Below are 24,839 nucleotides of genomic sequence, written 5' to 3' on the forward strand. Positions count from 1 at the left end.
TTCTTGTTCTGAATCGATGGCGCTCATGGGGACCTTGGCGGGTGTGCCTGATTATAGGAAGCGCCATTCAGCCCGGCCGATAGGCTGTGATGCATTTCGCAAAGTCCGCACTCCCGTTGTGGAACTTGGTGCAACCTCTTGTAACCTGAGGCTCTTCTCAAGCCAATGCGTGTTTGAATGACAACGGCAAAGACGGAAGGACCCCTGTATTTCAGTGGTCTCTCAATGGTCTTGCTGATACGATTGAAGTGATTTCTTAACTTGCGTCGCGCTTCGCGGCGTCTTTGGAGCCTTGTCGCGTGGGTTTTCTTGATCGCCTGCTAGGCCGTGGACATCCTCAGATGATCGGGTTGGACATCAGCTCCTCCAGCGTCAAGCTGGTGGAGTTGAGTCGATCTGCCTCTGGGGAGATGGTGCTTGAGCGTTTGGCCAGTGAACCCTTTGAGAAGGGGTGGATCGTCGACGGCCAAATTGAGAAATTTGACGAGGTCGCCGATGCGGTCCGCCGAGTCGTCAGCCGAAGCGGAACGCGCACCCGGCAAGTGGTCATGGCGATGCCTCAATCGGCCGTTATCACCAAGAAAATCGTGCTTCCTGACGGCTTGCGGGAAGAGGAAATGGAGATGCAGGTGGAGTCAGAAGCCCACCAATACATTCCGTTTTCGCTGGACGAAGTGAGTCTAGATTTCTGTGTCATCGGCCCCAACGCCACCTCTCCTGGCGATGTCGATGTCTTGATCGCAGCCTCCAGAAAAGACCGCGTCCAGGATCGCCAAGGTCTGGCTGAAGCGGCTGGTTTGACGCCAACGGTGTTGGACATTGAGTCGCACGCCTCTCGTCTGGCCATTGGGCGCATCATTGCGGCTCTACCCGAACAGGGGAAAGACGCTCTTGTGGCGCTGTTTGAAATCGGTGCCGACACCACCAGCCTCAAAGTGTTGCGCGAAGACGAGATGCTCTACGATCGCGACCAGTCTTTCGGCGGCTCTCAACTGACGCAATTGATTTCTCGCCAATACGGTTTTTCGTACGAAGAGGCCGAGCAAAAGAAAATCAGCGGTGATTTGCCAGAGGATTACGAAGTCACGCTGCTCACACCTTTTGTGGATAGTTTGGCGCACGAGATTGGTCGTGCGCTGCAATACTTTTTCACCAGTACGCCGCACCACAAGGTTCACTATGTGATGCTGGCGGGTGGCGCCGCATCCATGCCGGGTCTGCGGGAGAAGGTGAAGGAGGTTACTGGTTTTGCCTCCAAAGTGGTCAATCCCTTTGAAAATATGAAGCTGGGCTCTTCGGTTCGAGAAGCCAAGCTGCGCCGTGAGGCTCCGTCTTATCTGACGGCCTGCGGACTGGCCATGCGGAGATTTGTGCAGTGATTTTGATCAACCTGCTTCCCCATAGAGAAGTCAAACGGCAAGAACGCAAGCGTGCGTTCTTTTCAGCTTTGGCGCTGGCCGGTTTGGTGGGCATGGCGTTAGTGGTGGTGTGGTATGCGGTTATTCAACAGCTCTCATCGTCCCAGCAGGCCAGAAACCGGTTTCTTTCTGCAGAGATAAAAACCCTGGATGCTCAAATCAAAGACATTGCTTCTTTAAAGAGCGATATTGACGGTTTGAAGGCCAGGCAACAGGCGGTTGAAGATTTGCAGACTGACCGAAACGTTCCTGTGTACCTGATGAACGAGTTGGTGAAACAGACACCGGAGGGTGTTTATCTCACCTCGATCAGGCAGGCGGACAACATTGTCACGGTCACGGGGATGTCCCAGACCAACGAACGCGTGTCCGAGATGCTGCGCAATACTGCCTACAACTCGGCTTGGTTGGAGCGCCCAGAGCTGATTGAGATTAAGGCGGCACCGACTCAAGGCCGCGACCCCAGAAGGCTGTTTGACTTTTCCATGCGCTTGACGATCAAGCGTCCGCAATCGATCCTTGGGGCCGCCAGTGGCGCATCTGCACCCAAGAATCCGGCGACCGGCAAGGGAGCCTGAGGCGAGTCATGGCAACAAAATCTTCTAAATTGAATATTGACTTGGGCGCCTCGCTTGAAGGGCTGTCAGCGCAATTCAGGGAACTCAATCCGCGCGAGCCCGGCCAGTGGCCCTTGATTCCAAAGGTTGCTGCCTGGGTTGCAACGGCATTGGCCGTCTTGTTTGTGGGTTGGATTTTGGTGCTCAGTGATGCAGACGCCGAATTGCAAGCCGAATTGGATCGTGAGCCAGCCCTCAAGGCGGACTACAAGAACAAGCTTGCTCAAGCCATCAATCTCAGCGAATTGACAAAGCAAAAGCAGCAGGTTCAAGAGTACGTGACCCAACTGGAGCGCCAATTGCCCGGCAAAGCGGAAATGGACGCTCTGCTTTCCGATATCAACCAGGCGGGATTGGGGCGAGGGCTCCAATTCGAGTCTTTCAAGCCTGGGCAAGTGGTCATCAAAGACTACTACGCTGAATTGCCGATTGCTATCAAAGTGACCGGAAAGTACCACGATGTCGGGGCTTTCGCGGGCGACATCGCCAATTTGTCGCGGATTGTCACGCTGCACAATCTCGTCGTCGTGCCGGCCACCAAGGATGCTTCAGGCGGTGCCTTGTCGATGGAGGCGATGGCTCGTACTTACCGATACCTCGACCCCGCAGAAGTGGCCGAGGTGAAGCGCAATGCAGTGAAGGCTAAGCCATGATGCGCGCACTGAAGATAAGTTTGATTTCTCTGGCGGCCGTCTTGGCGGCTTGCAGTGGCGAACAACAAGAACTGCAGCAATGGCTCGACCAAGAAAAGGCGTCCTCTAAGCCCAGTGTGCAGCCCATTGCGGCGCCCAAGAAATTCGTTCCTGAGCCCTACTTGGTGGCCGGAGAGATTGATCCCTTCAGCAATCAAAAGTTGAGTGCCGGAGCGAAGTTGGATCAACGTCAATCCAGCAGCTTGCTCGAAAGTGAAATGCGTCGCAGGAAGGATCCTTTAGAGGCTTATCCCTTGGACAGCATGACCATGGTCGGCAGTGTGGTGAAGCAAGGCAGACCTCATGCCTTGGTCAAGGTTGAAAACCTGCTCTATTACGTGAAGCAGGGTGAGTATTTAGGCCAGAACTATGGCCGAGTCACGAAGATCGGGGAAACCGATCTCACGCTACGAGAGATTGTGCAGGACTCGGCAGGTGAGTGGATCGAGCGCACAAGCACCCTCCAACTTCAGGAGAATGCGCGATGAATAACGGGTTGGAGTTTCACAAGATGCGGAGTTGGCAAACGGGCGTTCTGGCCCTCACTTTGGGCATGATCACACCCGTGTGTGTGATGGCTCAAAACACCATTCGGTCGATCACGGGTGCTCAGCAGTCCAGTGGCGAGGTGGTGCGCATTGAGATGAGTGAGGCGCTTTCGGCTCTGCCGGCGGGCTTTGCCGTTCAATCTCCACCTCGGGTAGCGATTGACCTCCCTGGTGTCGTGAACGGCTTGGGGCGCGGCTCTGTCGATCTCAACCAAGGAAATGTACGCAGCGTCAATGTGGCTAGCGCTGGTGAGCGGACGCGCTTGGTCTTGAATTTGCGTCAGGCATCTGGCTATCGCACAGAGATTCAAGGCAATATGTTGGTGGTGCTGCTGGAGCAGGCTGCCTCAGCAGGCGCGGCAGCGCCGGCAATCGCTTCGACCTCAACGTCAACGTTTGCTCCGTCGCAAAACGTAGATCAGCAGGCCATTCGTGACATCGACTTCCGCCGTGGCCCGGACGGTGCGGGACGTGTCATTGTGGGCTTGGGCAGTTCCCAAGTTGGCGTTGACCTGAAGCAGCAAGGCCAGAACTTGGTGGTCGAGTTTCAGCGCTCGAATCTCCCAGAAAAGCTCCGTCGTCGTCTGGATGTGTCGGACTTCGGCTCGCCGGTCCAGACTGTTTCCACCACGCAAAGTGGTGACCGCGTCCGCATGATTGTGGAGCCTCGCGGTGCGTGGGAGCACAGCGCTTATCAGACTGATAACCAATTCGTGTTGGAAGTTCGCCCGGTCCGCATGGATCCCAACAAGGTGACGCAAGGCGCTGGCTATCAAGGTGAGAAGCTGTCGCTGAATTTCCAGAACATCGAAGTTCGGTCCCTGTTGCAAGTCGTGGCTGATTTCACCAACTTCAATGTGGTGACAAGCGACTCTGTCACGGGCAATGTGACGCTGCGCCTGAAGGATGTCCCTTGGGATCAGGCTCTCGACATCATTCTTCAAGCCAAGGGCTTGGGCATGCGCAAGTCAGGCAATGTGCTGTGGATTGCGCCCAAGGAAGAATTGGCGACGAAAGAACAGGTTGACCTCGAGGCCAAGAAGAAGATCTCTGACCTCGAGCCTGTTCGGACCCAATCCTTCCAGCTCAACTATTCCAAAGCAGAAGACGTGGGCAAGGCCTTGATGGGGCAGAGCAGCGCGGGTGGCGCTGGTTTGGGCAACTCTGCGGTGCGCATCCTCTCTCCGCGTGGCTCGGTGCTGGCTGAATCTCGGACCAACCAATTGTTTGTGTCCGACATCCCCGCCAAGCTTGAAGAGGTGGCCATGATGGTCAGCAAGATTGACGTGCCCGTGCGTCAGGTGCTGATTGAGGCCCGGATTGTTGAGGCTGACGATACGTTCGGCCGCTCATTGGGCGTGAAGCTGGGTTCCTCTGACTTCCGCGGCTTGCGTGGTGGCGTGCCAGGCTACGGCTTAGGTGGCGGCAACAACGTCACCATTGGCGGCAACTACAACGCTGTGGGCGGTCAGACCTTGCAGGTCAAGTCCTCGGACTTCCTCTACAACGACACTCAGTTCGTCAATATGCCTGCTTCAGGTGGTGCCTATTCGTCGGCTTCTCCTGCGACCTTCGCTCTGTCGCTGTTTAGCGCAACGGCTAACCGTTTCCTGAACTTGGAGTTGTCAGCGCTCGAAGCCGACAACAAGGGCAAGATTGTCTCCAGCCCGCGTGTCGTCACCGCAGACCAAGTCAAAGCCGTGATCGAGCAGGGTGAAGAGTTGCCTTACCAGGTTGCCACCTCTAGCGGCGCCACATCGATTCAGTTCAAGAAGGCCAGTTTGAAGCTGGAGGTTACGCCCCAGATCACGCCTGAAGGAAATGTGATTCTCGATGTGGACATCAACAAGGACAGTCGTGGCGTGTCAACGGCCGCTGGTCCTGCCATTAACACCAAGCACGTGAAAACTCAGGTGCTTGTCGAGAATGGCGGTACGGTCGTCATCGGTGGTATCTACACCCAAGATGAGAGTACCGAAGTCACCAAGGTGCCGCTCCTGGGTGACATTCCTTATGTGGGCAATTTGTTCAAGAGCACCATCCGCAGCGATCGTCGCAACGAATTGCTGGTCTTCCTGACCCCCAAAGTCGTCACGGATCGCTCGTCCGCGCGCTGAATAAAAGAACCCCAGGAGTAGAGAAATGATTCGTTCGTTATGGGGCGTGGTCCTCGGCTTGATGGTGGCGTTGCTCACGGCCTGCGGCGGCGGTGGCAGTGACGCTGGTGATTGTGTGATCGGCTGCTCCGGCGACGGTGGTAGCACGGCAAAAGTCAGCGAGTTGCGCATCGCTTTATCGTCCAACACCATCGACCTGACGTCGCCTTCGCCGGTCACCGTCACAGTGACGGCTGTCAACGCGGCCAATCAGGCCGTGGCCGATGCGCTGGTGACGGTCTCGGTCGATCAAGAGGGCAACATTTTGGCGGGCGCGTCCAAGACGGACGCCTCCGGTGTCTTGACGGCTACTTTGAATGCTGGCACCAACAAGTCTGTGCGCGTGATGACCATCACCGCAGTCAGCGGCACTGTCAGCAAGCAAGCCTCAGTGGCTGTTGTTGAAGGTGGCCCCTCCTCGCCAGTCAGTGATCTGCGCGTCGCACTCAGCAGCGCCTCCATTGACGCCAGCGCTCCGGCTCCCGTCGCTGTGACGGTAACGGCTGTCAATGCATCCAATCAAGTGGTTTCCAACGCGCCGGTGACGCTGAGCGTTGCCAATGGAGGCTTGATCACGGCCGCTGCCGCCAAAACCGATGGCTCCGGCATCCTCACGGGCAACCTTGAGTTGGGCGACAACCGTGCAGTGCGGACTATGACCGTGACGGCCATCAGTGGCGCTATCGCCAAGAGTGCGGTGGTTTCGGTGGTTGAAGGTTCTCCCTCGGCGGCCGTGGCTGAGCTGCGTGTGACCGCTGCAACTTCCACGATTTCGAACAAGGCGCCAGCGCCTGTTGAAGTCACTGTGCAAGCGGTCAATGCCAACAATCTTCCAGTGTCCGGAGCGCCGGTGACGGTGCGGGCGGACCAAGGGGGGGTTGTGACGGCGGGGGCGGCCACCACAAGTGCGGCCGGTACTTTGACAGTGACTCTGGGCATGGGTTCAAACACCACACCTCGGGTGATCACTTTGACGGCCACCAGCGGCACAAAGACCGGTACCGGCACCGTCACCGTTGTGGATGGCTTCAGCGCTGGCACTGCTTCTGTAGCGGTGGCGCTCAGCAGCACTACGGTCTCGAATGCCGCACCGTCCACCATCAGCGTCACTCTGTTGGATGCCAAGGGTGTGGCGGTTCCGAATGCGGTGGTGACGTTCAGCAGCGAAAAGGGCTTGGGCCGATTCAATGCCAACAGCGCTTTGACCGACGCATCTGGCAAAGCCCAAGTTCAGCTGAGCCCAGCGACTTCCACCACCGCGGGCGCTGATTACGTGCTGGCTAGCGCGCAGGTTAACGGTGTGGACGTCTCTGCCAAGGCTGGCTTCTCCGTCATCGCCATTCCTATCCAGATTCAGTCCCTCACGAGTGACTCACCGGCGGGCATTGGCCCTTACGGCCAGACCAATATCGATGTGGTTTTGTCTGGAACATTGCCTGGTGTGCCCGTCACCCTTCAAGCGGTGTCCCAGTGTGCGGCAACTGGCAAGGCCACTTTGCTGCCAGCCCTGCTCACCACGTCCATTGGAAGCGGGTCCTTCGTGCTGAAGGACAACCAGTGCGGTGTGAACTCGAATAACGACACGGTGACGATCTCTGTGGTGGGCTCCACTGAGTCCAAATCGATCCAGATACCGATTGGCAAGCCTGCGGCATCCAGCTTGGCCTATGTCTCCGCGTCGCCCTCAGTGATCTACCTGAAAGGCTCCGGATTTGCTGAGTCTTCGACGGTGACCTTCCAGGTGCGTGACAGCTCCGGTAACCCGCTGCCCAATGTGCCGGTCACGCTGAGCTTGGTGAATGCGACGGGCGGTGTGACGCTGGAAGGAGCAGGGATACCTCGCAACAGCGACAGCAACGGTCAGGTGTCTGGCCGTGTGGTGGCCGGGACGGTACCTACCCCCGTGCGTGTGCGTGCTGAACTGAGCAGCAACACCAGCGTGAATACCGTATCGAGCGGCCTCAGCATCGCAGTGGGACTTCCAGCCCAGCAGAACTTCTCTCTGGCACAGAGGACGATCAATATCGAAGGCTGGAACTACGACGGCACGACCAACAGCTACACCATCATCGCTTCTGATCGGCTCGGTAATCCAGTGCCAGACGACACGGCCATTAACTTCGTCACTGAAGGTGGCGGCCAAATTGCGTCTCAAGCCTTTACGAAGTCTGTTCAAGGTCTGTCCAGCGCGACGGCCACCTTCCAATCGTCTGAACCACGGCCTGCGGATGGTCGAATTACCGTCTTGGCTTATGCCCTGGGCGAAGAGTCCTTCCTCGACCTGAATGGCAACAACGTCTGGGACGGTGGTAGCAGCGCAGAACCCTTCCAAGATCTAGGCGATCTCTTTATCAGCCGGCGTTTCGTCACCACCTATGACTCTGCGGTCGACCAAACCATCAGCTTCGCCAACTCGACAGAAAACTGCGTGCTGAATACCAACCCCCTGCTGCCGAGCAACGCCTCGATCCCGTCCATTGGTACGCGCTGCGACAAGACATTGGGTCGAAACTTTGTGCGCCGTGCGACGGAAACCATCCTGTCGACCTCGTCGCCTGAGGTCTACATCTTCCGTGGCGGCGTCGGCAATCCGCTGGGCTTAGCTGGCACGCTTGATAGTAGCTGCGCTACTCGATCTATCGTGTCGTCCAGCGACGGCGTCACTACCTCCACCTTCTATCGGGTGAACACCGGCATCTTCTCAGCCGCAGGCGCCATGACCCTGCTTTTGGCTGATAGCAACCCCAACCGCTTGAACCCCATGCCAGCTGGTACAGAGGTTTCTGTGACCGCCACGGATGGTTTGTCGGTCAAGGTCTTGGGTGGCACGCCGGTGGTTAGTACATCGGATGCAACGGCCATTGGTATCTCTGTTGGGTTCGACCAAACGACAACGGCTGGCACGGTGTTTGTCACCACGAAGACGCCCAAGGGTGTGACAACCAGCGTCCCCGTTCCCGTGTTCAAGGACGCCGCCCTCACGCAGTGCGCTCGGTAATCTCCCTGGTCGGCATGCCCGGCTGCGGCAAGTCCACTGTCGGGAGACAGTTGGCTCGCTCATTGGGCCTGCGCTTTCTGGACTCAGACTCGGAAATCGAGTCTGAGCTCGGAGAGAGCATCCGAAGCTTCTTCGACCGAGAGGGTGAAGAGGCTTTTCGGCTTGTGGAGGAGCGGGTCATTGCTCGACTCACCGCTGGTGGAGGCCTGATGCTCGCGACAGGTGGGGGCGCGGTGTTGCGTCCTGCCAATCGCCAAGCGCTGCGGGCTGCCGGCAATCATGTGATCTATCTGCGCAGCACTCCCGAAGAGCTGATGCGCCGCTTGCGCCACGACACTAAGCGGCCACTGTTGCAGGTCGCGGACCCGCTGAAGCGTTTGCGCGATCTCTATGCGCAGCGAGATCCGTTTTATCGCGAGGCGGCTGAGTTTGTCATCGACACAGGGCGCCACTCCCTAGCGACCTTGGTCAATCTGATCGCCATGCAGGTGGAGATGGCGGGATGGCTGGATTCAGCAAGCTCCTCAGAGCCCAGCCTAGGCCAAAGCGGCTGAAAGCCTTGGGCCAAATTGGCGACATACACTTGTCGCCATGTCGCAAGCCTCACTCCCCTTCGAAGACGTCCGCATCGAGCTGGGCGAACGCAGCTACACCGTGCGCGTCGGCGCACAGCTTCTCGATGACCCACAGACATGGCAGGGGCTGCCCCGCGCCAAGTCCGCCGTCATCGTGACCAACACCACGGTTGGGCCACTGTATGCCCAGCGATTGGTGGACCAACTCCAAGCCCATTACGCCGCCGTTCATGTCGTCACGCTGCCTGACGGCGAAGCCCACAAAGATTGGCAGACGCTGCAACTGATCTTTGATGCCCTGCTGCGTGAAGAGTGCGACCGCAAGACCGTGCTGTTTGCGCTGGGGGGCGGGGTGATCGGCGACATGACTGGCTTTGCCGCAGCTTGCTATATGCGGGGCGTGCCCTTTGTGCAGGTGCCCACCACGCTGCTGGCGCAAGTAGACTCGTCAGTGGGGGGCAAGACAGCGGTGAATCACCCCTTGGGCAAGAACATGATCGGCTCCTTCTATCAGCCCGAGCGTGTGGTGTGCGACCTGTCTTTGCTGGCTTCATTGCCACAGAGAGAGGTGGCCGCCGGCCTTGCTGAAGTGATCAAGTACGGGCCAATTTTTGATACGTCGTTCCTCAGCTGGTTAGACGCTCACATGGAAGACTTGGTGGCGCGTGACCTGGCTGCATTGCGTCATGCGGTCGTGCGCTCCTGCCAAATCAAGGCCGAAGTGGTGGGTCAAGATGAGCGCGAGTCGGGTCTGCGCGCCATTCTGAACTTCGGCCACACCTTTGGCCACGCCATTGAGGCCGGCATGGGCTATGGCGTCTGGCTGCACGGGGAGGCGGTGGGCTGCGGCATGGTCATGGCGGCGGAGTTGTCGCGCGCATTGGGGATCCTGGAGGCGAGTGACGTCAACCGCATGAGAGCCTTGATCCAGCGCGCTGGCTTGCCGGTGGTTGGGCCAGCGTGGCCCGCGCAGGACTACCTGCGGCATATGCGCGTGGACAAAAAAGCTGAAAACGGCGCGATCCGCTTTGTGGTCCTGGAAGGATTGGGTAAAGCTGTGATGCGCGCTGCTGACGATGAAACCGTCAGCCAGGTGTTGGCGCGAACCTGTGCGCCTCTCTGACGCCAGCAAGCCGATGCAGACGGTGCCCCACGCAGCGCCCCTTGCCGCTTGGGCTTCGGCGCCCGCCTCCTCTCGGGGGCGTCGCATCGCTGAACCAGATGCACCCACCCGCAATGCGTTCCAGCGTGATCGCGACCGCATCATCCACAGCTCCGCGTTCAGGCGCTTGGTCTACAAGACCCAAGTTTTTTTGAACCATGAGGGCGACCTTTTCAGAACCCGCCTCACGCACTCTTTGGAAGTGGCTCAATTAGGCCGCTCAGTCGCACGTTGTTTGGGCTTGAACGAGGACCTGGTGGAGGCCATTGCGCTGGCGCACGACCTTGGCCACACACCTTTCGGTCATGCAGGGCAAGATGCTCTGAATGACTGCATGGCCCAGCATGGTGGCTTTGAGCACAATCTGCAGAGCTTGCGTGTTGTGGACAGCCTTGAGAAGCGATATCCCCTCTGGGATGGACTCAACCTGTGCTTTGAAACGCGCGAAGGCATTTTGAAACGCTGCCCGCTCGCTTTGGCGCAGCAGCTTGAACTCAAAGAACCCGACGGCGTTGGCCGTCGCTTTCTGGATGGCACACAGCCCAGCCTAGAGGCACAACTCACCAACCTCGCGGATGAAGTGGCTTACAACGCCCATGACGCCGACGACGGTGTGCGTTCAGGCCTGCTGGACCTCCAACAGCTGCGTGAGGTGCCCCTGCTGCAGCACACCTGGGACGAAGTGGAGCGCGACCACCCTGGCCTCAGCCGCCAGCAGCCGCGACGCTTGCTCGCCGAGATCATTCGCCGTGTGCTGTCAGAACAAATCTACGACTTGATCGCAGAAACCCAAGCACGGTTGGGCAGCAACCAGCCCGCTGATGCCTGGGCGGCCCGTCGTCTGCCCAGCCAGATCGGTTTCAGTGAGGCCATGCGAGCGCGCAACACAGAATTGAAGCGCTTCCTCTTCAAGTCACTCTACCGCCACCCCAAAGTCATGGAAACCACGGCGGCGGCCAAACAGGCGTTGACTGAGCTGTTTGCGGTCTATGCCAACGATCCGGCGTTGATGCCCGAAGAATTTCAAAAACCAAACTCCGACCTCCGCGGCGTGGCAGATTACATCGCGGGCATGACGGACCGCTTCGCCATCCGTGAGCATCGGCGCCTGACCGGTCGCGACCTGCTCCCAGGCGCTTGAGACACCATGGCGCGCCAAGCCCGGATCAGCCTCGCCCATGAGCCGCACTTGGTGGCACAGCGCGGTCATGGCTTGGCGCCGGTGTTTCACGACAGTGAGGACGCCGCACGCTACATCGCCGATCTGCGTGAGGCCTGTCGGCAGCATCAGGTGCTTCTACATGCCTACGCGCTGACGCCGGGGCAGGCGCTGCTGTTGCTGACGCCGTCTACCGACACAGCGCTGGGCCGCGCCATGCAAACACTCGGCCGCCGCTATGTCGCCTGGTACAACCAGCGCCACCAGCGCCGTGGCACGCCCTGGGAGGGTCGCTTTCGGTCGGCGCTTGTTGAGCAGCCTGCTGAAGTCCTCAGCGTGCTTCGCTACGTCGAAGCCGCCGCTGGTTTGCATGCCCCCCACGACCCCAGCGACTTGGCGACGGGACCGATCTGGAGCAGTCTGGACCACCACCTGGGCCGCCAAACCCACCCGGCGGTCACCTCCCATGCCGCCTTTTGGTCCCTGGGCAACACCCCCTTCGAGCGCGAAGCCGCCTACAAACAGTGGTGGGATCAAGGCCCTAGCGACCGTGAGCTCAGGCGCATCGAGGCTGCCCTTCTGGGGGGGCGCCCGCTCGGTGGGCCGGAATTCGAGCAGCGCGTCGCCCAGCAGCTGGCCCGCTCCGTCACGCCCCGCCCCAGGGGGCGGCCACGCAAGACCGCCTAGAGCACTGACATGGGGCTTTGGGGCACCAAGCTGAACCACTCTGTCCCCAAATAAATGGCGCGACCTGTTGTCTATCGAATAAATTGACTCTGACCCTATTTGTTAGTTCTTGAGCTGTCTCCGGGTTTGGCCTAATCTCGCGGCATCCCTAGCTCTGATCAAGGAATGCGCCATGAGCACGGCAGCATCGGGCCTCACGACCCGTCAAGAACTCGAACTTTCGGCCCAAGGCGGTCTCTACGACCCTGCCAACGAGCATGACGCCTGCGGCGTCGGCTTCGTGGCCCACATCAAAGGCCAGAAGGCGCACGGCATCGTCGAGCAGGGTCTGAAGATCCTGGAAAACTTGGACCACCGCGGTGCGGTCGGGGCCGATGCACTGATGGGCGACGGCGCGGGCATCCTGATCCAGATCCCAGACGACTATTTCCGGGCCGAAATGGCCGCCCAAGGCGTCACCTTGCCACCGCCGGGTGAATACGGCGTGGGCATGATCTTCTTGCCCAAAGAACACGCGTCGCGCCTAGCCTGCGAGCAAGAGATGGAGCGCGCCATCAAGGCTGAAGGCCAGGTGCTCTTGGGCTGGCGCGATGTGCCTGTCGACCGCGACATGCCCATGAGCCCCACGGTGCGCACCACCGAGCCGGTGATCCGCCAAGTCTTTATTGGCCGGGGCGCTGACGTCATCGTCCCGGATGCGCTGGAGCGCAAGCTTTACGTGATCCGCAAGACCGCATCGGCGGCCATCCAGGCCTTGAAGCTGACGCACAGCCGCGAGTACTACGTGCCCAGCATGAGCTGTCGCACCATCATCTACAAGGGCTTGCTGCTGGCCGACCAAGTCGGCAAATACTTCAAAGACCTGCAAGACCCCCGCACCGTCTCGGCCCTGGCCTTGGTGCACCAGCGCTTCTCCACCAACACCTTCCCCGAGTGGCCCCTGGCCCACCCTTACCGCATGGTGGCGCACAACGGCGAAATCAACACCGTCAAGGGCAACTTCAATTGGATGCGCGCCCGTGAAGGCGTGATGAAGTCACCCGTCTTGGGTGACGACCTGAAGAAGCTCTACCCCATCAGTTTTGAAGGCCAGTCCGACACCGCTACCTTTGATAACGCGCTGGAGCTGCTCACCATGAGCGGCTACCCGCTGGCGCATGCGGCCATGATGATGATCCCAGAGGCCTGGGAGCAGCACGAGATGATGGACGAGCGTCGCCGCGCGTTCTATGAGTACCACGCCTCCATGATGGAGCCCTGGGACGGCCCGGCTGCGATGGTCTTCACCGACGGCAAGCAGATTGGCGCCACTCTGGACCGCAATGGCCTGCGCCCCGCCCGCTACATCGTGACCGATGATGACTTGGTCGTCATGGCCTCAGAGTCTGGCGTCCTGCCCATTCCCGAGAACAAGATCGTCAAGAAGTGGCGCCTGCAGCCCGGCAAGATGTTCCTGATCGACCTGGAACAAGGCCGAATCGTCGACGACGAAGAGCTGAAGAACCAATACGCTTCCGCACGTCCCTATCGTCAATGGATCGATAACGTCCGAGTTCGCTTGGACGAGATTCCTGCTGGAGAGGCCGAAGTGCCCGCCGCCACCGAAAGCCTGTTGGACCGCCAGCAAGCCTTTGGCTACACCCAGGAAGACATCAAATTCCTGATGGCGCCCATGGCCATCAACGGCGAAGAAGGCATCGGCTCCATGGGCAACGACAGCCCCTTGGCGGTGCTGTCCGACAAGAACAAGCCGCTCTACAACTACTTCAAGCAGTTGTTCGCCCAGGTCACCAACCCGCCGATCGACCCGATCCGCGAGGCCATCGTGATGTCGCTCAACAGCTTTATTGGCCCCAAGCCCAATCTGCTGGACATCAACGCAGTCAACCCGCCCATGCGCTTGGAAGTGACCCAGCCCGTGCTGGACTTCGCCGACATGGCCCGCATTCGCGGCATCGCGGCCCACACCAACGGCAAGTTCAAGTCCTACACGCTCAACATCACCTACCCGCTGAACTGGGGCAAGGCGGGCGTCGAAGCCAAGCTGGCCTCGCTGTGCGCAGAAGCCGTGGACGCCCTCAAGAGCGGCCACAACATCCTGATCATCAGCGACCGCCAGATGGACCGCGCCAATGTGGCCATCCCGGCGCTGCTGGCGCTCTCCGCCATTCACCACCACCTGGTCCGTGAGGGCCTGCGCACCACGGCAGGCTTGGTGGTGGAGACAGGCTCAGCGCGCGAAGTGCATCACTTCGCCGTCTTGGCAGGCTACGGCGCTGAAGCCGTTCACCCCTACTTGGCCTTGGAAACCCTGGCCAATCTGCACGCCGACCTGCCCGCCGACCTCTCCACCGAGAAGGCCATCTACAACTACATCAAGGCCATCGGCAAGGGCCTCTCCAAGATCATGTCCAAGATGGGCGTGTCCACCTATATGTCTTACTGCGGTGCGCAGCTGTTCGAGGCCATTGGTCTGAACAAGGACATGGTGTCCAAGTACTTCCGGGGCACCGCCACGCAAGTCGAAGGCATTGGTGTGTTTGAAGTGGCCGAAGAAGCGCTGCGCAACCACCGCGCTGCCTTTGGTGACGACCCGCTGCTGGACAGCATGCTGGAGACCGGCGGTGAATACGCCTGGCGCGCCCGTGGCGAAGAGCATATGTGGACGCCGGACGCGATTGCCAAGCTGCAGCACAGCACGCGCTCGGGCAAGTTCGACACCTACAAGGAATACGCCCAGATCATCAACGACCAAAGCAAGCGTCACCTGACCTTGCGCGGCCTGTTCGAGTTCAAGATCGACCCCAGCAAGGCCATTCCGCTGGACGAGGTCGAATCCGCCAAGGAGATCGTCAAGCGCTTTGCCACCGGCGCCATGTCACTGGGCTCCATCTCTACCGAAGCGCACAGCACCCTGGCCTTGGCCATGAACCGCATCGGTGGCAAGAGCAACACGGGCGAGGGCGGTGAAGACCCGGCCCGCTACCGCAATGAGCTGAAGGGCATCCCCATCACCCAAGGCACCAAGGTGTCGGACGTGGTCGGCAAGTCGGTCATCGAAACCGACTACGAGATGCAAGCCGGCGACAGCCTGCGCTCCAAGATCAAGCAGGTGGCGTCTGGTCGCTTTGGTGTGACCACCGAATACCTGGTCTCGGCCGATCAGATTCAGATCAAGATGGCCCAAGGCGCCAAGCCGGGTGAGGGCGGCCAATTGCCCGGCGGCAAGGTGTCGGAGTACATCGGCAAGCTGCGTCACTCGGTGCCGGGTGTGGGTCTGATCAGCCCGCCACCGCACCACGACATCTATTCGATTGAAGACCTGGCACAGCTCATTCACGACTTGAAGAACGTGAATCCGCGCTCCGACATCAGCGTGAAGCTGGTGTCTGAAGTGGGGGTGGGCACCATTGCAGCCGGCGTGGCCAAGTGCAAGGCCGATCACATCGTGATCGCTGGCCATGACGGCGGCACGGGCGCCTCGCCCTGGTCGTCCATCAAGCATTGCGGCACCCCCTGGGAGCTGGGCTTGGCGGAGACCCAGCAAACCCTGGTGCTCAACCGTTTGCGCGGCCGTGTGCGTGTGCAGACCGACGGCCAAATCAAGACCGGCCGCGACGTGGTGATTGGCGCGCTGTTGGGCGCCGATGAGTTCGGCTTCGCCACCGCGCCGCTGGTGGTCGAGGGCTGCATCATGATGCGCAAGTGCCACCTCAACACCTGCCCGGTGGGCGTGGCCACGCAAGACCCGGTGCTGCGCCAGAAGTTCTCGGGCAAGCCCGAGCACGTGGTGAACTACTTCTTCTTCGTGGCTGAAGAAGCGCGCCAGATCATGGCTCAGTTGGGCATCCGCAAGTTCGATGACCTGATTGGCCGCGCCGACCTGCTCGACACCCGCAAAGCCATCAGCCATTGGAAGGCCAAGGGCTTGGACTTCAGCCGCGTCTTCCACATGCCGCAAGTGCCGGCCGGCGTGCCGCGCTTCCACACCGAAAGCCAGGACCACGGTCTGGACAAGGCACTGGACAAGAAGCTGATCGAGAAGAGCCGCGCAGCGATTGAAAAGGGCGAGAAGGTCCAGTTCATGGACGATGCGCGCAACGTCAACCGCTCGGTTGGCGCCATGCTGTCGGGCGAGCTGATCCGCCATCGCCCCGAAGGCCTGCCCGACCACACCCTGTTCATTCAAATGGAAGGCACGGGCGGCCAAAGCTTCGCGTCCTTCTTGGCGCAGGGCATCACGCTCTACCTGATCGGCGAAGCCAACGACTACACCGGCAAGGGCTTGTCGGGTGGCCGCGTGGTGGTGCGCCCCAGCATCGAGTTCCGAGGCGACGCCAACCGCAACATCATCGTCGGCAACACGGCCTTGATCGGTGCGACCAGCGGTGAAGCCTTCTTCCGCGGCGTGGCAGGCGAGCGCTTTGGCGTGCGCATGTCGGGCGCCACGGCGGTGGTGGAAGGTACTGGCGACCATGGCTGCGAGTACATGACTGGCGGCACCGTGGTGGTGCTGGGCAAGACGGGCCGCAACTTCGCGGCCGGCATGTCCGGCGGCGTGGCCTATGTCTATGACGAAGACGGCCTCTTTGCCAAGCGCTGCAACACAGCGCAGGTGGCCCTGGAAAAGGTTTTGCCGCGCGATGAGCAGGAAGCCTCGGTGGACCCTGCCATCTGGCACAAGGGCCAAACGGACGAAGCCATGCTTAAGAAGTTGGTGGAGGACCACCACCGCTGGACCGGCTCGCTGCGTGCGCGCGACATCCTCGACCACTGGGCCGATTCACGGGCCAAGTTCGTCAAGGTCTTCCCGCATGAGTACAAGCGTGCCCTGGGCGAGATCCACGCCCGTGCGCAAGCCAGCACTGTGGTGGCCAAGGCCAAGAGCGGCGCGACGGCCGCTGCGAAGTAACCCCTTCAGAGATTGAAAGTAGAGCCATCATGGGAAAAGTTACTGGCTTCATGGAATATGAGCGACTGGAAGAAGGCTATGAGCCCACTGCCAAGCGTCTGAAGAACTACAAAGAGTTTGTGATCGGGCTCAAGCCCGAGGAGTCCAAGGTGCAGGCCGCACGTTGCATGGACTGCGGCACACCGTTTTGCAACAACGGCTGCCCGGTCAACAACGTCATCCCCGACTTCAATGACTTGGTCTATCGCGGTGACTGGCAGAACGCTATTCACGTGCTGCACAGCACCAACAATTTCCCTGAGTTCACCGGCCGCATCTGCCCCGCGCCCTGCGAGGCCGCCTGCACCCTGAACGTCAATGCGGATGCCGTGGGCATCAAGTCCATCGAGCACGCCATCATTGACCGCGCCTGGGACGAAGGCTGGGTCAAGCCGCAGCCCTCTGCGCACAAGACCGGCAAGACCGTGGCCATCGTGGGTTCGGGCCCGGCTGGCTTGGCTGCGGCACAGCAGTTGGCGCGGGCCGGTCACTCGGTGACGGTGTTCGAGAAGAACGACCGCGTGGGGGGCTTGCTGCGCTACGGCATTCCCGACTTCAAGATGGAGAAGTCGCACATCGACCGTCGCGTCAAGCAAATGGAAGCCGAAGGCGTGGTCTTCCGCACCTCGGTGCTGGTCGGTGAGATGCCCAAGGGCTCCAAGGTCACGAATTGGGCCAAAGAATCGGTGAGCGCTGAGCAACTCAAGTCTGAGTTCGACGCCGTCTTGCTGGCAGGCGGGGCTGAGCAAAGCCGCGACCTGCCCGTGCCCGGCCGCGACCTGGACGGCGTGCACTTTGCGATGGAGTTTTTGCCGCAGCAGAACAAGGTCAATGCGGGCGACAAGCTCAAGGGCCAATTGCGCGCAGACGGCAAGCATGTGGTCGTCATTGGCGGTGGTGACACCGGCTCCGATTGCGTGGGCACCAGCAACCGCCATGGCGCGGCCAGCGTGGTGCAGTTTGAGCTGATGCCCATGCCGCCGGAAGTCGAGGACCGCCCGCTGACCTGGCCGTATTGGCCCATCAAGCTGCGCACCTCGTCCAGCCACGAAGAAGGCTGCCAGCGCGAGTTCGCCATCGCCACCAAGGAGTTCTTGGGCGAGAAGGGCAAGCTCACCGGCGTCAAGACGGTGCGCCTGGAATGGCAAGGCGGCAAGATGACCGAAGTGCCGGGCTCGGAGCAAGTGCTCAAGGCTGATATGGCCTTGCTGGCCATGGGGTTTGTGAACCCTGTCGCCACGCTGCTGGAAGCCTTTGGTGTGGACAAAGACGCGCGCGGCAATGCCCGCGCCAGCGTTGATCTGGTGGGCGGCTACAAGACCAATGTCGACAAAGTGTTTGCGGCGGGCGACGTTCGCCGCGGACAGTCCTTGGTGGTGTGGGCCATCCGCGAAGGCCGCCAAGCCGCTCGCGCTGTCGATGAGTTCCTGCAAGGCAGCAGCAACCTGCCGCGCTGAAGATGAGTGAGCCTGGGCGGCGTGGGAACGTTGCCCAGGCGTGTCTCCACAATGCTTCGCGGAAAATTCACGGGGGCTTGTGGCGGATTTGTCTCACTCAAACGCGGGGAGGGATCCGCTAACCCTGCATGAGACAATGCAAGGGTTAGCCCTGAATCCCATGTCCCAGACTCTCATCGAATTCGACCACGTCACCTTTGGTTATGACGCCAGCCGCACGATCCTCAACGATGTGTCCTTGAGCTTTCGTCGTGGCCAGTTGACGGCTATTTTGGGGGGGTCTGGCTGCGGCAAGACCACCTTGCTGCGTCTCATCGGTGGGGTGTATGCGGCCAACCAGGGTCGGGTGGTGTTTGACGGCGAGCTCATCGACCCGCGTAACAAAGCCCAGCTCTATCGCATTCGACGCCGCCTGGGCATGCTGTTCCAGTTCGGCGCCTTGTTCACCGACCTCACGGTGTTTGAGAACGTTGCCTTCCCCCTGAGGGAGCATACCGATCTGCCGGAGTCTCTGATCCGCGACATCGTGCTGATGAAGCTCAATGCGGTGGGTTTGCGGGGCGCGGCGCCGCTGCGCATCAGCCAAGTCTCGGGCGGTATGGCGCGTCGCATTGCCCTGGCCCGCGCGTCGGTGATGGACCCTGAAGTCATCATGTATGACGAGCCCTTTGCTGGCTTGGACCCGATCTCCATGGGCATCACGGCCAACCTCATTCGCAAGCTGAATGACACGACGGGCGCCACCTCGCTGATGGTCTCGCACGACGTGCAGGAGTGCTTTGCGATTGCCGACTACGCTTACCTGATGTCCTCGGGCGGCAAGGTCGTGGCGCATGGCACGCCTGATCAACTGGCCGCTTCTACCGACCCCGAGGTGCGTCAGTTCATTCGCGGTGAGCCTGATGGCCCGGTGCGCTTCCACTACCCCGCGCCGCCCATGGCGCAAGACTTGGGAGTGCTCGGCTGATGACTCCCATCCATTCGGGCGTGGCCTCCATGGGCGCCGTCGTGTTGCGCTGGTTGCAAGCCTTGGGCCACGCGGCATTTTTCTTCGCGGACTTGCTGCGCCATACGCCACAGGCACTCAAGCGCTTTGGTTTGGTGGTGGCGCAGGTCCATGCCATTGGCAACCGCTCGCTGCTCATCATCGTGGCCTCGGGCATGGCCGTCGGTTTTGTGCTGGCCCTGCAGATGTATTACGCATTGGTCACCTACGGTGCGGCGGAGTCTCTCGGCCTCATCGTGAACCTCGCGCTGGTCCGAGAGTTGGGCCCCGTCGTCACCGCCCTGCTGTTTGCGGGCCGCGCGGGCACCTCCCTGACGGCTGAGATCGGCTTGATGAAGGCCGGCGAGCAATTGGCCGCGATGGAGTTGATGGCCATTGATCCGCGTGCCCGGGTGTTGGCGCCGCGTTTCATTGGCGGCGTGATCTCGATGCCGATCTTGGCCGTCTTGTTTTCGGCCGTGGGCATTCTCGGGGCCTACGTGGTCGCGGTCTGGCTCATTGGGGTTGATTCGGGCAACTTCTGGTCCATCATGCAGTCGCGGGTGGATGTTTGGCGCGATGTGGGCAACGGTGTTGTCAAATCGTTTGTGTTTGGGGTGATCTGTACGGTGGTGGCCTTGTACCAAGGCTACGAGACACAGGCTACTCCGGAAGGCGTGGCGCATGCCACCACCCGCACGGTGGTGACAGCTTCGTTGGGCGTTTTGGCCATGGACTTTGTCCTGACAGCCATGATGTTCGCCACGCCGTGATGGGGAGATGGAATGATGAACAAGAAACGTGTTGAAGTGTTGGTGGGCCTGTTTGTGCTGCTGGGCCTGTCGGCGATGGTGTTCTTGGCGCTGAAAGCGGCCAACTTGGGCGCCTTCACCTCCTCGGGTGACACCTACACCTTGTCGGCCAAGTTCGACAATATCGGTGGCCTCAAGGCGCGCGCGCCGGTGCGCTCCGCCGGTGTGACGGTCGGCCGTGTCAAGAGCATCGCCCTCGACCCCAAAACCTATCAAGGATTGGTGGTGATGGAGATTCAAAAGGGCATCGAGTTTCCCAAGGATTCTTCAGCCAAGATCCTGACTTCGGGTTTGCTGGGCGACCAGTACGTGGGCCTGGAGCCCGGTGGCGATGAAAAGGTCTTCGTCGCTGGGGATGTCGTTCGGCAAACACAATCGGCCGTCGTGTTGGAGAACCTCATTGGGCAGTTACTGTTCAACAAGGCCTCTGACGCAGGCTCGCAGCAAGAAGGTGGCAAGTGATGCAAGGCGCATTCAAGTCCGGCCTGTGTGCCCTGGCTTTGGCACTGTCGGCCCTGCCTGCACTGGCCCAAAGTTCACGCACCACGGGCTCGCCCGCTGACCCCTGGGAAGGCTTTAATCGGGCGGTCTACAACGTCAATGACGCGCTGGATGCCGCACTGTTGAAGCCTGTCGCCAAGGGCTACCAAAACACAGTGCCGGACCCTGCGCGCGAGGGCGTCAAGAATTTTTTCGGCAACCTGGGTGATGTCTGGTCGACCGTGAACCTGCTGCTGCAGGGCAAGGTGGTCGAGTCCGCACGCATGACCTTGCGTGTGGCCAGCAACACAATCTTCGGCTTGGGCGGGGTGCTCGACCCTGCCACTGAGTTCGGCCTGGAGCGTCACTCCGAAGACTTCGGCCAGACCTTGGGCTTTTGGGGCGTGCCCCCCGGCCCTTACGTGGTGCTGCCCCTCTTGGGCCCATCGACCCTGCGTGACACCGCAGCGCTGCCGGTGGACTTCAAAGGGGGCGGCCTGAACTTTGTCAACGACACCGGCGCTGTGGTGACACTCTCAGGTCTGCGTGTGGTCAGCACCCGAGCGGGCTTGTTGAGTGCTGAACGCGTGCTGGCCGATGTCGCCTTGGACAAATACAGCTTTTTGCGCGATGCCTATCTGGCCCGCCGTCGCAGCTTGGTCTATGACGGCAACCCGCCCGAAGAGCCGGCTGACGCAGAGCCCGCCAGCGCTGCGCAGTAAGCCTTTTGACCAAGACGTAAAACTTTACCGAGCTGGCGGGTGAACCCAAGCCAGCGTCGAAACGTTGTCCTCCATACCCTGAGCATTGTGCTGAGGGTGTGCCATTCAAGGAAAGAAACATCATGTTTGCTCAATCCCTGTACCGCTCTTTGGCTGTGACCACGGTAGCCGTGGCGGCTTATGTGGTGCCCGCTGTGAGCCAAGCGCAGGTGGTGGCCCCTGACGCGCTGATCAAGCAAATTTCCAGCGAAGTGATCGATGTCGTCAAATCTGACAAGGCCATTCAAGGCGGCGACATCGGCAAGATCATTGCCTTGGTCGACACCAAGGTCATGCCCCATGTCAACTTTCAGCGCATGACCTCTCTGTCGGTGGGCCGTCACTGGCGTGCCGCCACGCCCGAGCAGCAAAAGCGTTTGCAAGACGAATTCAAAGTGCTGCTCGTGCGCACCTATGCCGGTGCGCTGACCCAAGTGAAAGACCAAACCGTCCAGCTCAAGCCTTACCGGGCTGCTGCTGAAGACACCGAAGTCGTCGTGCGCACGGAAGTCAAAGGCAAGGGCGAGCCGATTCAGCTCGACTACCGCCTGGAGAAAACCGACGGTGGCTGGAAGATCTATGACGTGAATGTCTTGGGTGTCTGGCTGGTCGAGCAGTACAAAGGCAGCTTCAATCAAGAAATCGGTGCCACGGGCATTGATGGCTTGATCAAAAAGCTGGCAGACCGCAACAAGGCCGCTTCGTCGGCAGCCAAGGGCTGACCCCATGATCGCGCTGCCCAGCCACTTGACTCTTCGCGAGGCCAACGCGGTCTTGCGCAGCGTGCTGCCGTCGATTGCGCAGGCAGCCGAGCCCACAGTCACGGTGGATGCGGCAGCGTTGACGCACATTGATTCCGCCGCCTTGGCGGTGCTGCTGGAGTGCAAACGCCACGCGCAGTCGCATCAGCGGGAGCTGGTGGTGGTGAACGTACCTGCGCGCTTGCAAGAGTTGGCCAAGCTCTACGGCGTGGATGACATGCTGGGCATGAGCCCAGCCGCCACTCACTGATCGTCTTGCGCCTGGGCGTAACGCCGAGAGCGCAGGTTGCGTTTGATCTCTTGCAAAGCCGGGCGCATCTGTGGCCCCAGGCGCAGGGCGACACCAGTGGTCAAGATGTCGATGATCATCAGGTGCAGCATGCGCGACACCATGGGGCTGTAGCGGTCGTAGTCCTCAGGGTGGTCGGCCGCCAGCAATATCTGATTGTGGTTTTGGGCCAATTGCGCCAGCGGTGAGCCCGAGGCCGTGATGATGATCAGCGTGGCGCCTTTGCGCTGCGCAATCTCCGCCACATCCATCAGGTCTTTGCTGCGGCCTGAGTTGCTGATGACCACGGCGCAATCGCCATGCTGCAGCATGGTGGCCGCCATCACCTGCACATGCCCGTCGCTGTGGGCGGCGGTGCGCACGCCCAAGCGGAAGAACTTGTGCTGCGCGTCTTGGGCCACGATGCCGGAGTTGCCCACCCCAAAAAACTCAATGCGCTTGCCTTGCTGGCCCGCTTCGGCCAGTGCCACCAGCGCCCGCTCAAAAGCATGGCCGGCCGCGTCATTGCGGTACTTCAGCAGCGCAGACACCGCGTTATCAATGACCTTGACGATCAGGTCGCCGGGCTTGTCGTCCTCGTCCACCGAGCGGTGCACAAAGGGCACGCCTTCGTTGACCGTGCCCGCCAGCTTGAGCTTGAAATCGGCTAGGCCGTCATAGCCCACGCTGCGGCAAAAGCGCACCACCGTGGGCTTGCTGACATGCGCCCGCTCCGAGAGCTCGCTCACCGGCAGCGAGGCAAAAGCCCGAGGGTCCAGCAACACCAGCTTGGCCACACGCTGCTCGGCTGGCGGCAGGGCGGGGATGGAGGCGCGGATACGGTCGAGCATGGTGGTGTCTTGAAGATGCGTGGTGGCCAGAGCTTAGGTGAAAGAGCTTACTCTTCCTCGGCCCAGGCAAAACCATCGCGCGCCACCAGCGCACTGGCGGCCGGCGGGCCCCAGCTACCGGCGGCATAGGTTTTCAGGTCGCCGCTGTCTTGAGCCCAAGCATCCAGAATAGGCTCCACCCAGCGCCAAGCCTGCTCTTGCTCATCGCTGCGCACGAACAGATTCAGGCGCCCGGCAATCGCATCCAAGAGCAAACGCTCATACGCCCCCACGCGCTCGGAGGGGAAGGCTTTGTCGAAGTCCAAGTCCAGCGATACCGTGGTCAGCGACTCACCATGGCTGTTGCCCTTGGCGGCCAAGAGTTGCAACTCCAGCCCGTCCTCTGGCTGCAGCTTGATGATCAGCTTATTGGCCCGTGAGCCGCCGGCAAAAATGGGGTGCGGCACCGGCCGGAAGTTCACCACGATCTGGGCGTCGCGCGCGGCCAAGCGCTTGCCTGTGCGCAGGTAAAACGGCACGCCGGCCCAGCGCCAGTTCTGCACCTCGGTGCGGATGGCGACAAAGGTCTCGCAGGCGCTGCCCGCGGGCACCTTGACCTCCTCCAGATAGCCCGGTACGGCCTTGCCATCCACCGTGCCGGCGCGGTATTGCCCACGCACCACATCGCGGCTGATGTGGGTGGCCGTGAAGGGCTTGAGCGACTTCAGGACCTTGAGTTTTTCATCGCGAATCGCGTCGGCGTCCGACGACGATGGCGGCTCCATCGCAATCATGGTCAGCAGTTGCAGCGCATGGTTTTGAATCATGTCGCGCAGCGCGCCGGTGCGGTCGTAAAAATCACCCCGCGTGCCCACGCCCAGGCCTTCGGCCAAGGTGATCTGAATATTGGCGATGCTCTCGCGCCGCCACAGGGGCTCAAACAGGGCGTTACCAAAGCGCAGTGCCATCAGGTTCTGCACCGAGGGCTTGCCCAAATAGTGGTCGATGCGGAAGGCTTGCTCTTCGCGGAAGACCGAACGCACCACACGGTTGATCTCCTTGGCGCTGGCTAGGTCGTGGCCCAGCGGCTTCTCCAGCACCACACGCACCTTGCTGTCGTTCAGCCCGGCGGCGCCGAGCTGCTCGCAGATCACCGGGAAGAGGTGCGGGCTGGTGGCCAGGTAGAGCACCACGGTTTCAGCGCCGCGCTCGTCCAACCAGGCCTTCAGGCCTTGGTAGTCGGTGGGCTGAGAGAGGTCCATGCGGCGGTAATGCAGCAGGGCGGCGAACTGGGCAAACTCCTCGTCGCTGGGGCGCTTGGACGAATCCACTTCCGAGAAGCGCTCTTGGATGAAGGCGCGGTACTGCTCATCTGTCCGATCATCACGGGCCACCGCCAAGATACGGCCGCCGGGCGGCAGCTTGCCGTGGCGGAAGGCTTGGAACAGTGCGGGCATCAGCTTGCGCCAGGTCAGGTCGCCCGTGCCGCCGAAAAAAACCAGATCAAAAGCCATGGTCGTGA

General features: G+C 60.6%; 20 protein-coding genes. 18 read left to right on the forward strand and 2 right to left on the reverse strand.

Annotated elements, in window-relative coordinates; translation table 11 throughout:
* Positions 1-341 precede the first annotated feature (341 nt).
* From KAK11_RS19080 to KAK11_RS19165, 18 genes are all read left to right on the forward strand, one after another.
* The gene (locus KAK11_RS19080; protein WP_210810992.1) at positions 342-1,379 is read left to right on the forward strand and encodes a pilus assembly protein PilM; all 1,038 of its coding nucleotides are present in this window, start codon (positions 342-344) and stop codon (positions 1,377-1,379) included.
* Positions 1,376-1,996, forward strand: coding sequence for a PilN domain-containing protein (locus KAK11_RS19085; protein ID WP_210810993.1), 621 nt, complete (start codon positions 1,376-1,378; stop codon positions 1,994-1,996). Before KAK11_RS19080 ends, KAK11_RS19085 begins: the two co-directional genes overlap by 4 nt.
* A gap of 8 nt (positions 1,997-2,004) precedes the next feature.
* On the forward strand, positions 2,005-2,688 hold the full coding sequence (locus tag KAK11_RS19090; protein WP_210810995.1) for a type IV pilus inner membrane component PilO: 684 nt from the start codon (positions 2,005-2,007) through the stop codon (positions 2,686-2,688).
* Positions 2,685-3,215 carry a pilus assembly protein PilP gene (locus tag KAK11_RS19095; RefSeq protein ID WP_246499159.1) on the forward strand — a complete coding sequence of 177 codons (531 nt, stop codon included), beginning with the start codon at positions 2,685-2,687 and terminating at the stop codon, positions 3,213-3,215. Before KAK11_RS19090 ends, KAK11_RS19095 begins: the two co-directional genes overlap by 4 nt.
* Complete coding sequence (locus tag KAK11_RS19100) at positions 3,212-5,392, forward strand: type IV pilus secretin PilQ (RefSeq protein WP_210810996.1); 2,181 nt, start codon at positions 3,212-3,214, stop codon at positions 5,390-5,392. Before KAK11_RS19095 ends, KAK11_RS19100 begins: the two co-directional genes overlap by 4 nt.
* Before the next feature lie 25 nt (positions 5,393-5,417).
* Positions 5,418-8,429: a beta strand repeat-containing protein gene (locus tag KAK11_RS19105; RefSeq protein ID WP_210810997.1), complete on the forward strand. Its 3,012-nt coding sequence runs from the start codon at positions 5,418-5,420 to the stop codon at positions 8,427-8,429.
* On the forward strand, positions 8,417-8,983 hold the full coding sequence (locus KAK11_RS19110) for a shikimate kinase (protein WP_310737840.1): 567 nt from the start codon (positions 8,417-8,419) through the stop codon (positions 8,981-8,983). Before KAK11_RS19105 ends, KAK11_RS19110 begins: the two co-directional genes overlap by 13 nt.
* A 37-nt stretch (positions 8,984-9,020) precedes the next feature.
* Positions 9,021-10,127: a 3-dehydroquinate synthase gene (aroB, locus tag KAK11_RS19115; protein WP_210810998.1), complete on the forward strand. Its 1,107-nt coding sequence runs from the start codon at positions 9,021-9,023 to the stop codon at positions 10,125-10,127.
* A gap of 13 nt (positions 10,128-10,140) precedes the next feature.
* A complete protein-coding gene (locus KAK11_RS19120; protein WP_210811168.1) occupies positions 10,141-11,307 on the forward strand; it encodes a deoxyguanosinetriphosphate triphosphohydrolase in 1,167 nt (388 codons plus the stop codon).
* A gap of 6 nt (positions 11,308-11,313) precedes the next feature.
* The gene (locus KAK11_RS19125; RefSeq protein ID WP_210811000.1) at positions 11,314-12,012 is read left to right on the forward strand and encodes a transposase; all 699 of its coding nucleotides are present in this window, start codon (positions 11,314-11,316) and stop codon (positions 12,010-12,012) included.
* Between the two features lie 172 nt (positions 12,013-12,184).
* Complete coding sequence (locus KAK11_RS19130; protein WP_210811001.1) at positions 12,185-16,924, forward strand: glutamate synthase-related protein; 4,740 nt, start codon at positions 12,185-12,187, stop codon at positions 16,922-16,924.
* Between the two features lie 29 nt (positions 16,925-16,953).
* Entirely contained in the window at positions 16,954-18,420 is a 1,467-nt protein-coding gene (locus tag KAK11_RS19135) for a glutamate synthase subunit beta (RefSeq protein ID WP_210811002.1), read from the forward strand.
* Positions 18,421-18,580: 160 nt separating this feature from the next.
* On the forward strand, positions 18,581-19,387 hold the full coding sequence (locus KAK11_RS19140) for an ABC transporter ATP-binding protein (RefSeq protein ID WP_375140703.1): 807 nt from the start codon (positions 18,581-18,583) through the stop codon (positions 19,385-19,387).
* Entirely contained in the window at positions 19,387-20,178 is a 792-nt protein-coding gene (mlaE, locus tag KAK11_RS19145; protein ID WP_210811004.1) for a lipid asymmetry maintenance ABC transporter permease subunit MlaE, read from the forward strand. Before KAK11_RS19140 ends, mlaE begins: the two co-directional genes overlap by 1 nt.
* Positions 20,179-20,193: 15 nt before the next feature.
* A complete protein-coding gene (mlaD, locus tag KAK11_RS19150) occupies positions 20,194-20,679 on the forward strand; it encodes an outer membrane lipid asymmetry maintenance protein MlaD (protein ID WP_210811005.1) in 486 nt (161 codons plus the stop codon).
* Positions 20,679-21,419: an MlaA family lipoprotein gene (locus KAK11_RS19155; RefSeq protein ID WP_210811006.1), complete on the forward strand. Its 741-nt coding sequence runs from the start codon at positions 20,679-20,681 to the stop codon at positions 21,417-21,419. The genes mlaD and KAK11_RS19155 overlap by 1 nt, the downstream gene beginning before the upstream one ends.
* Before the next feature lie 122 nt (positions 21,420-21,541).
* Complete coding sequence (locus KAK11_RS19160) at positions 21,542-22,180, forward strand: MlaC/ttg2D family ABC transporter substrate-binding protein (RefSeq protein WP_210811008.1); 639 nt, start codon at positions 21,542-21,544, stop codon at positions 22,178-22,180.
* 4 nt (positions 22,181-22,184) lie between these two features.
* Positions 22,185-22,469 (forward strand): STAS domain-containing protein, encoded by a 285-nt coding sequence (locus KAK11_RS19165; RefSeq protein ID WP_210811009.1) that lies wholly within the window; start codon positions 22,185-22,187, stop codon positions 22,467-22,469.
* On the opposite strand, the gene KAK11_RS19170 is transcribed toward KAK11_RS19165, so the two are convergent.
* Together KAK11_RS19170 and zwf are read right to left on the reverse strand one after the other, a co-directional pair.
* Complete coding sequence (locus KAK11_RS19170; protein ID WP_210811010.1) at positions 22,463-23,338, reverse strand: MurR/RpiR family transcriptional regulator; 876 nt, start codon at positions 23,336-23,338, stop codon at positions 22,463-22,465. The two genes, KAK11_RS19165 and KAK11_RS19170, sit on opposite strands and share 7 nt — an antisense overlap.
* A 47-nt stretch (positions 23,339-23,385) precedes the next feature.
* Positions 23,386-24,831, reverse strand: coding sequence for a glucose-6-phosphate dehydrogenase (gene zwf, locus KAK11_RS19175; protein ID WP_210811011.1), 1,446 nt, complete (start codon positions 24,829-24,831; stop codon positions 23,386-23,388).
* Positions 24,832-24,839: the final 8 nt, after the last annotated feature.

Source organism: Ideonella paludis, from assembly GCF_018069865.1.
Taxonomy (GTDB): Bacteria; Pseudomonadota; Gammaproteobacteria; order Burkholderiales; family Burkholderiaceae_C; genus Ideonella; species Ideonella paludis.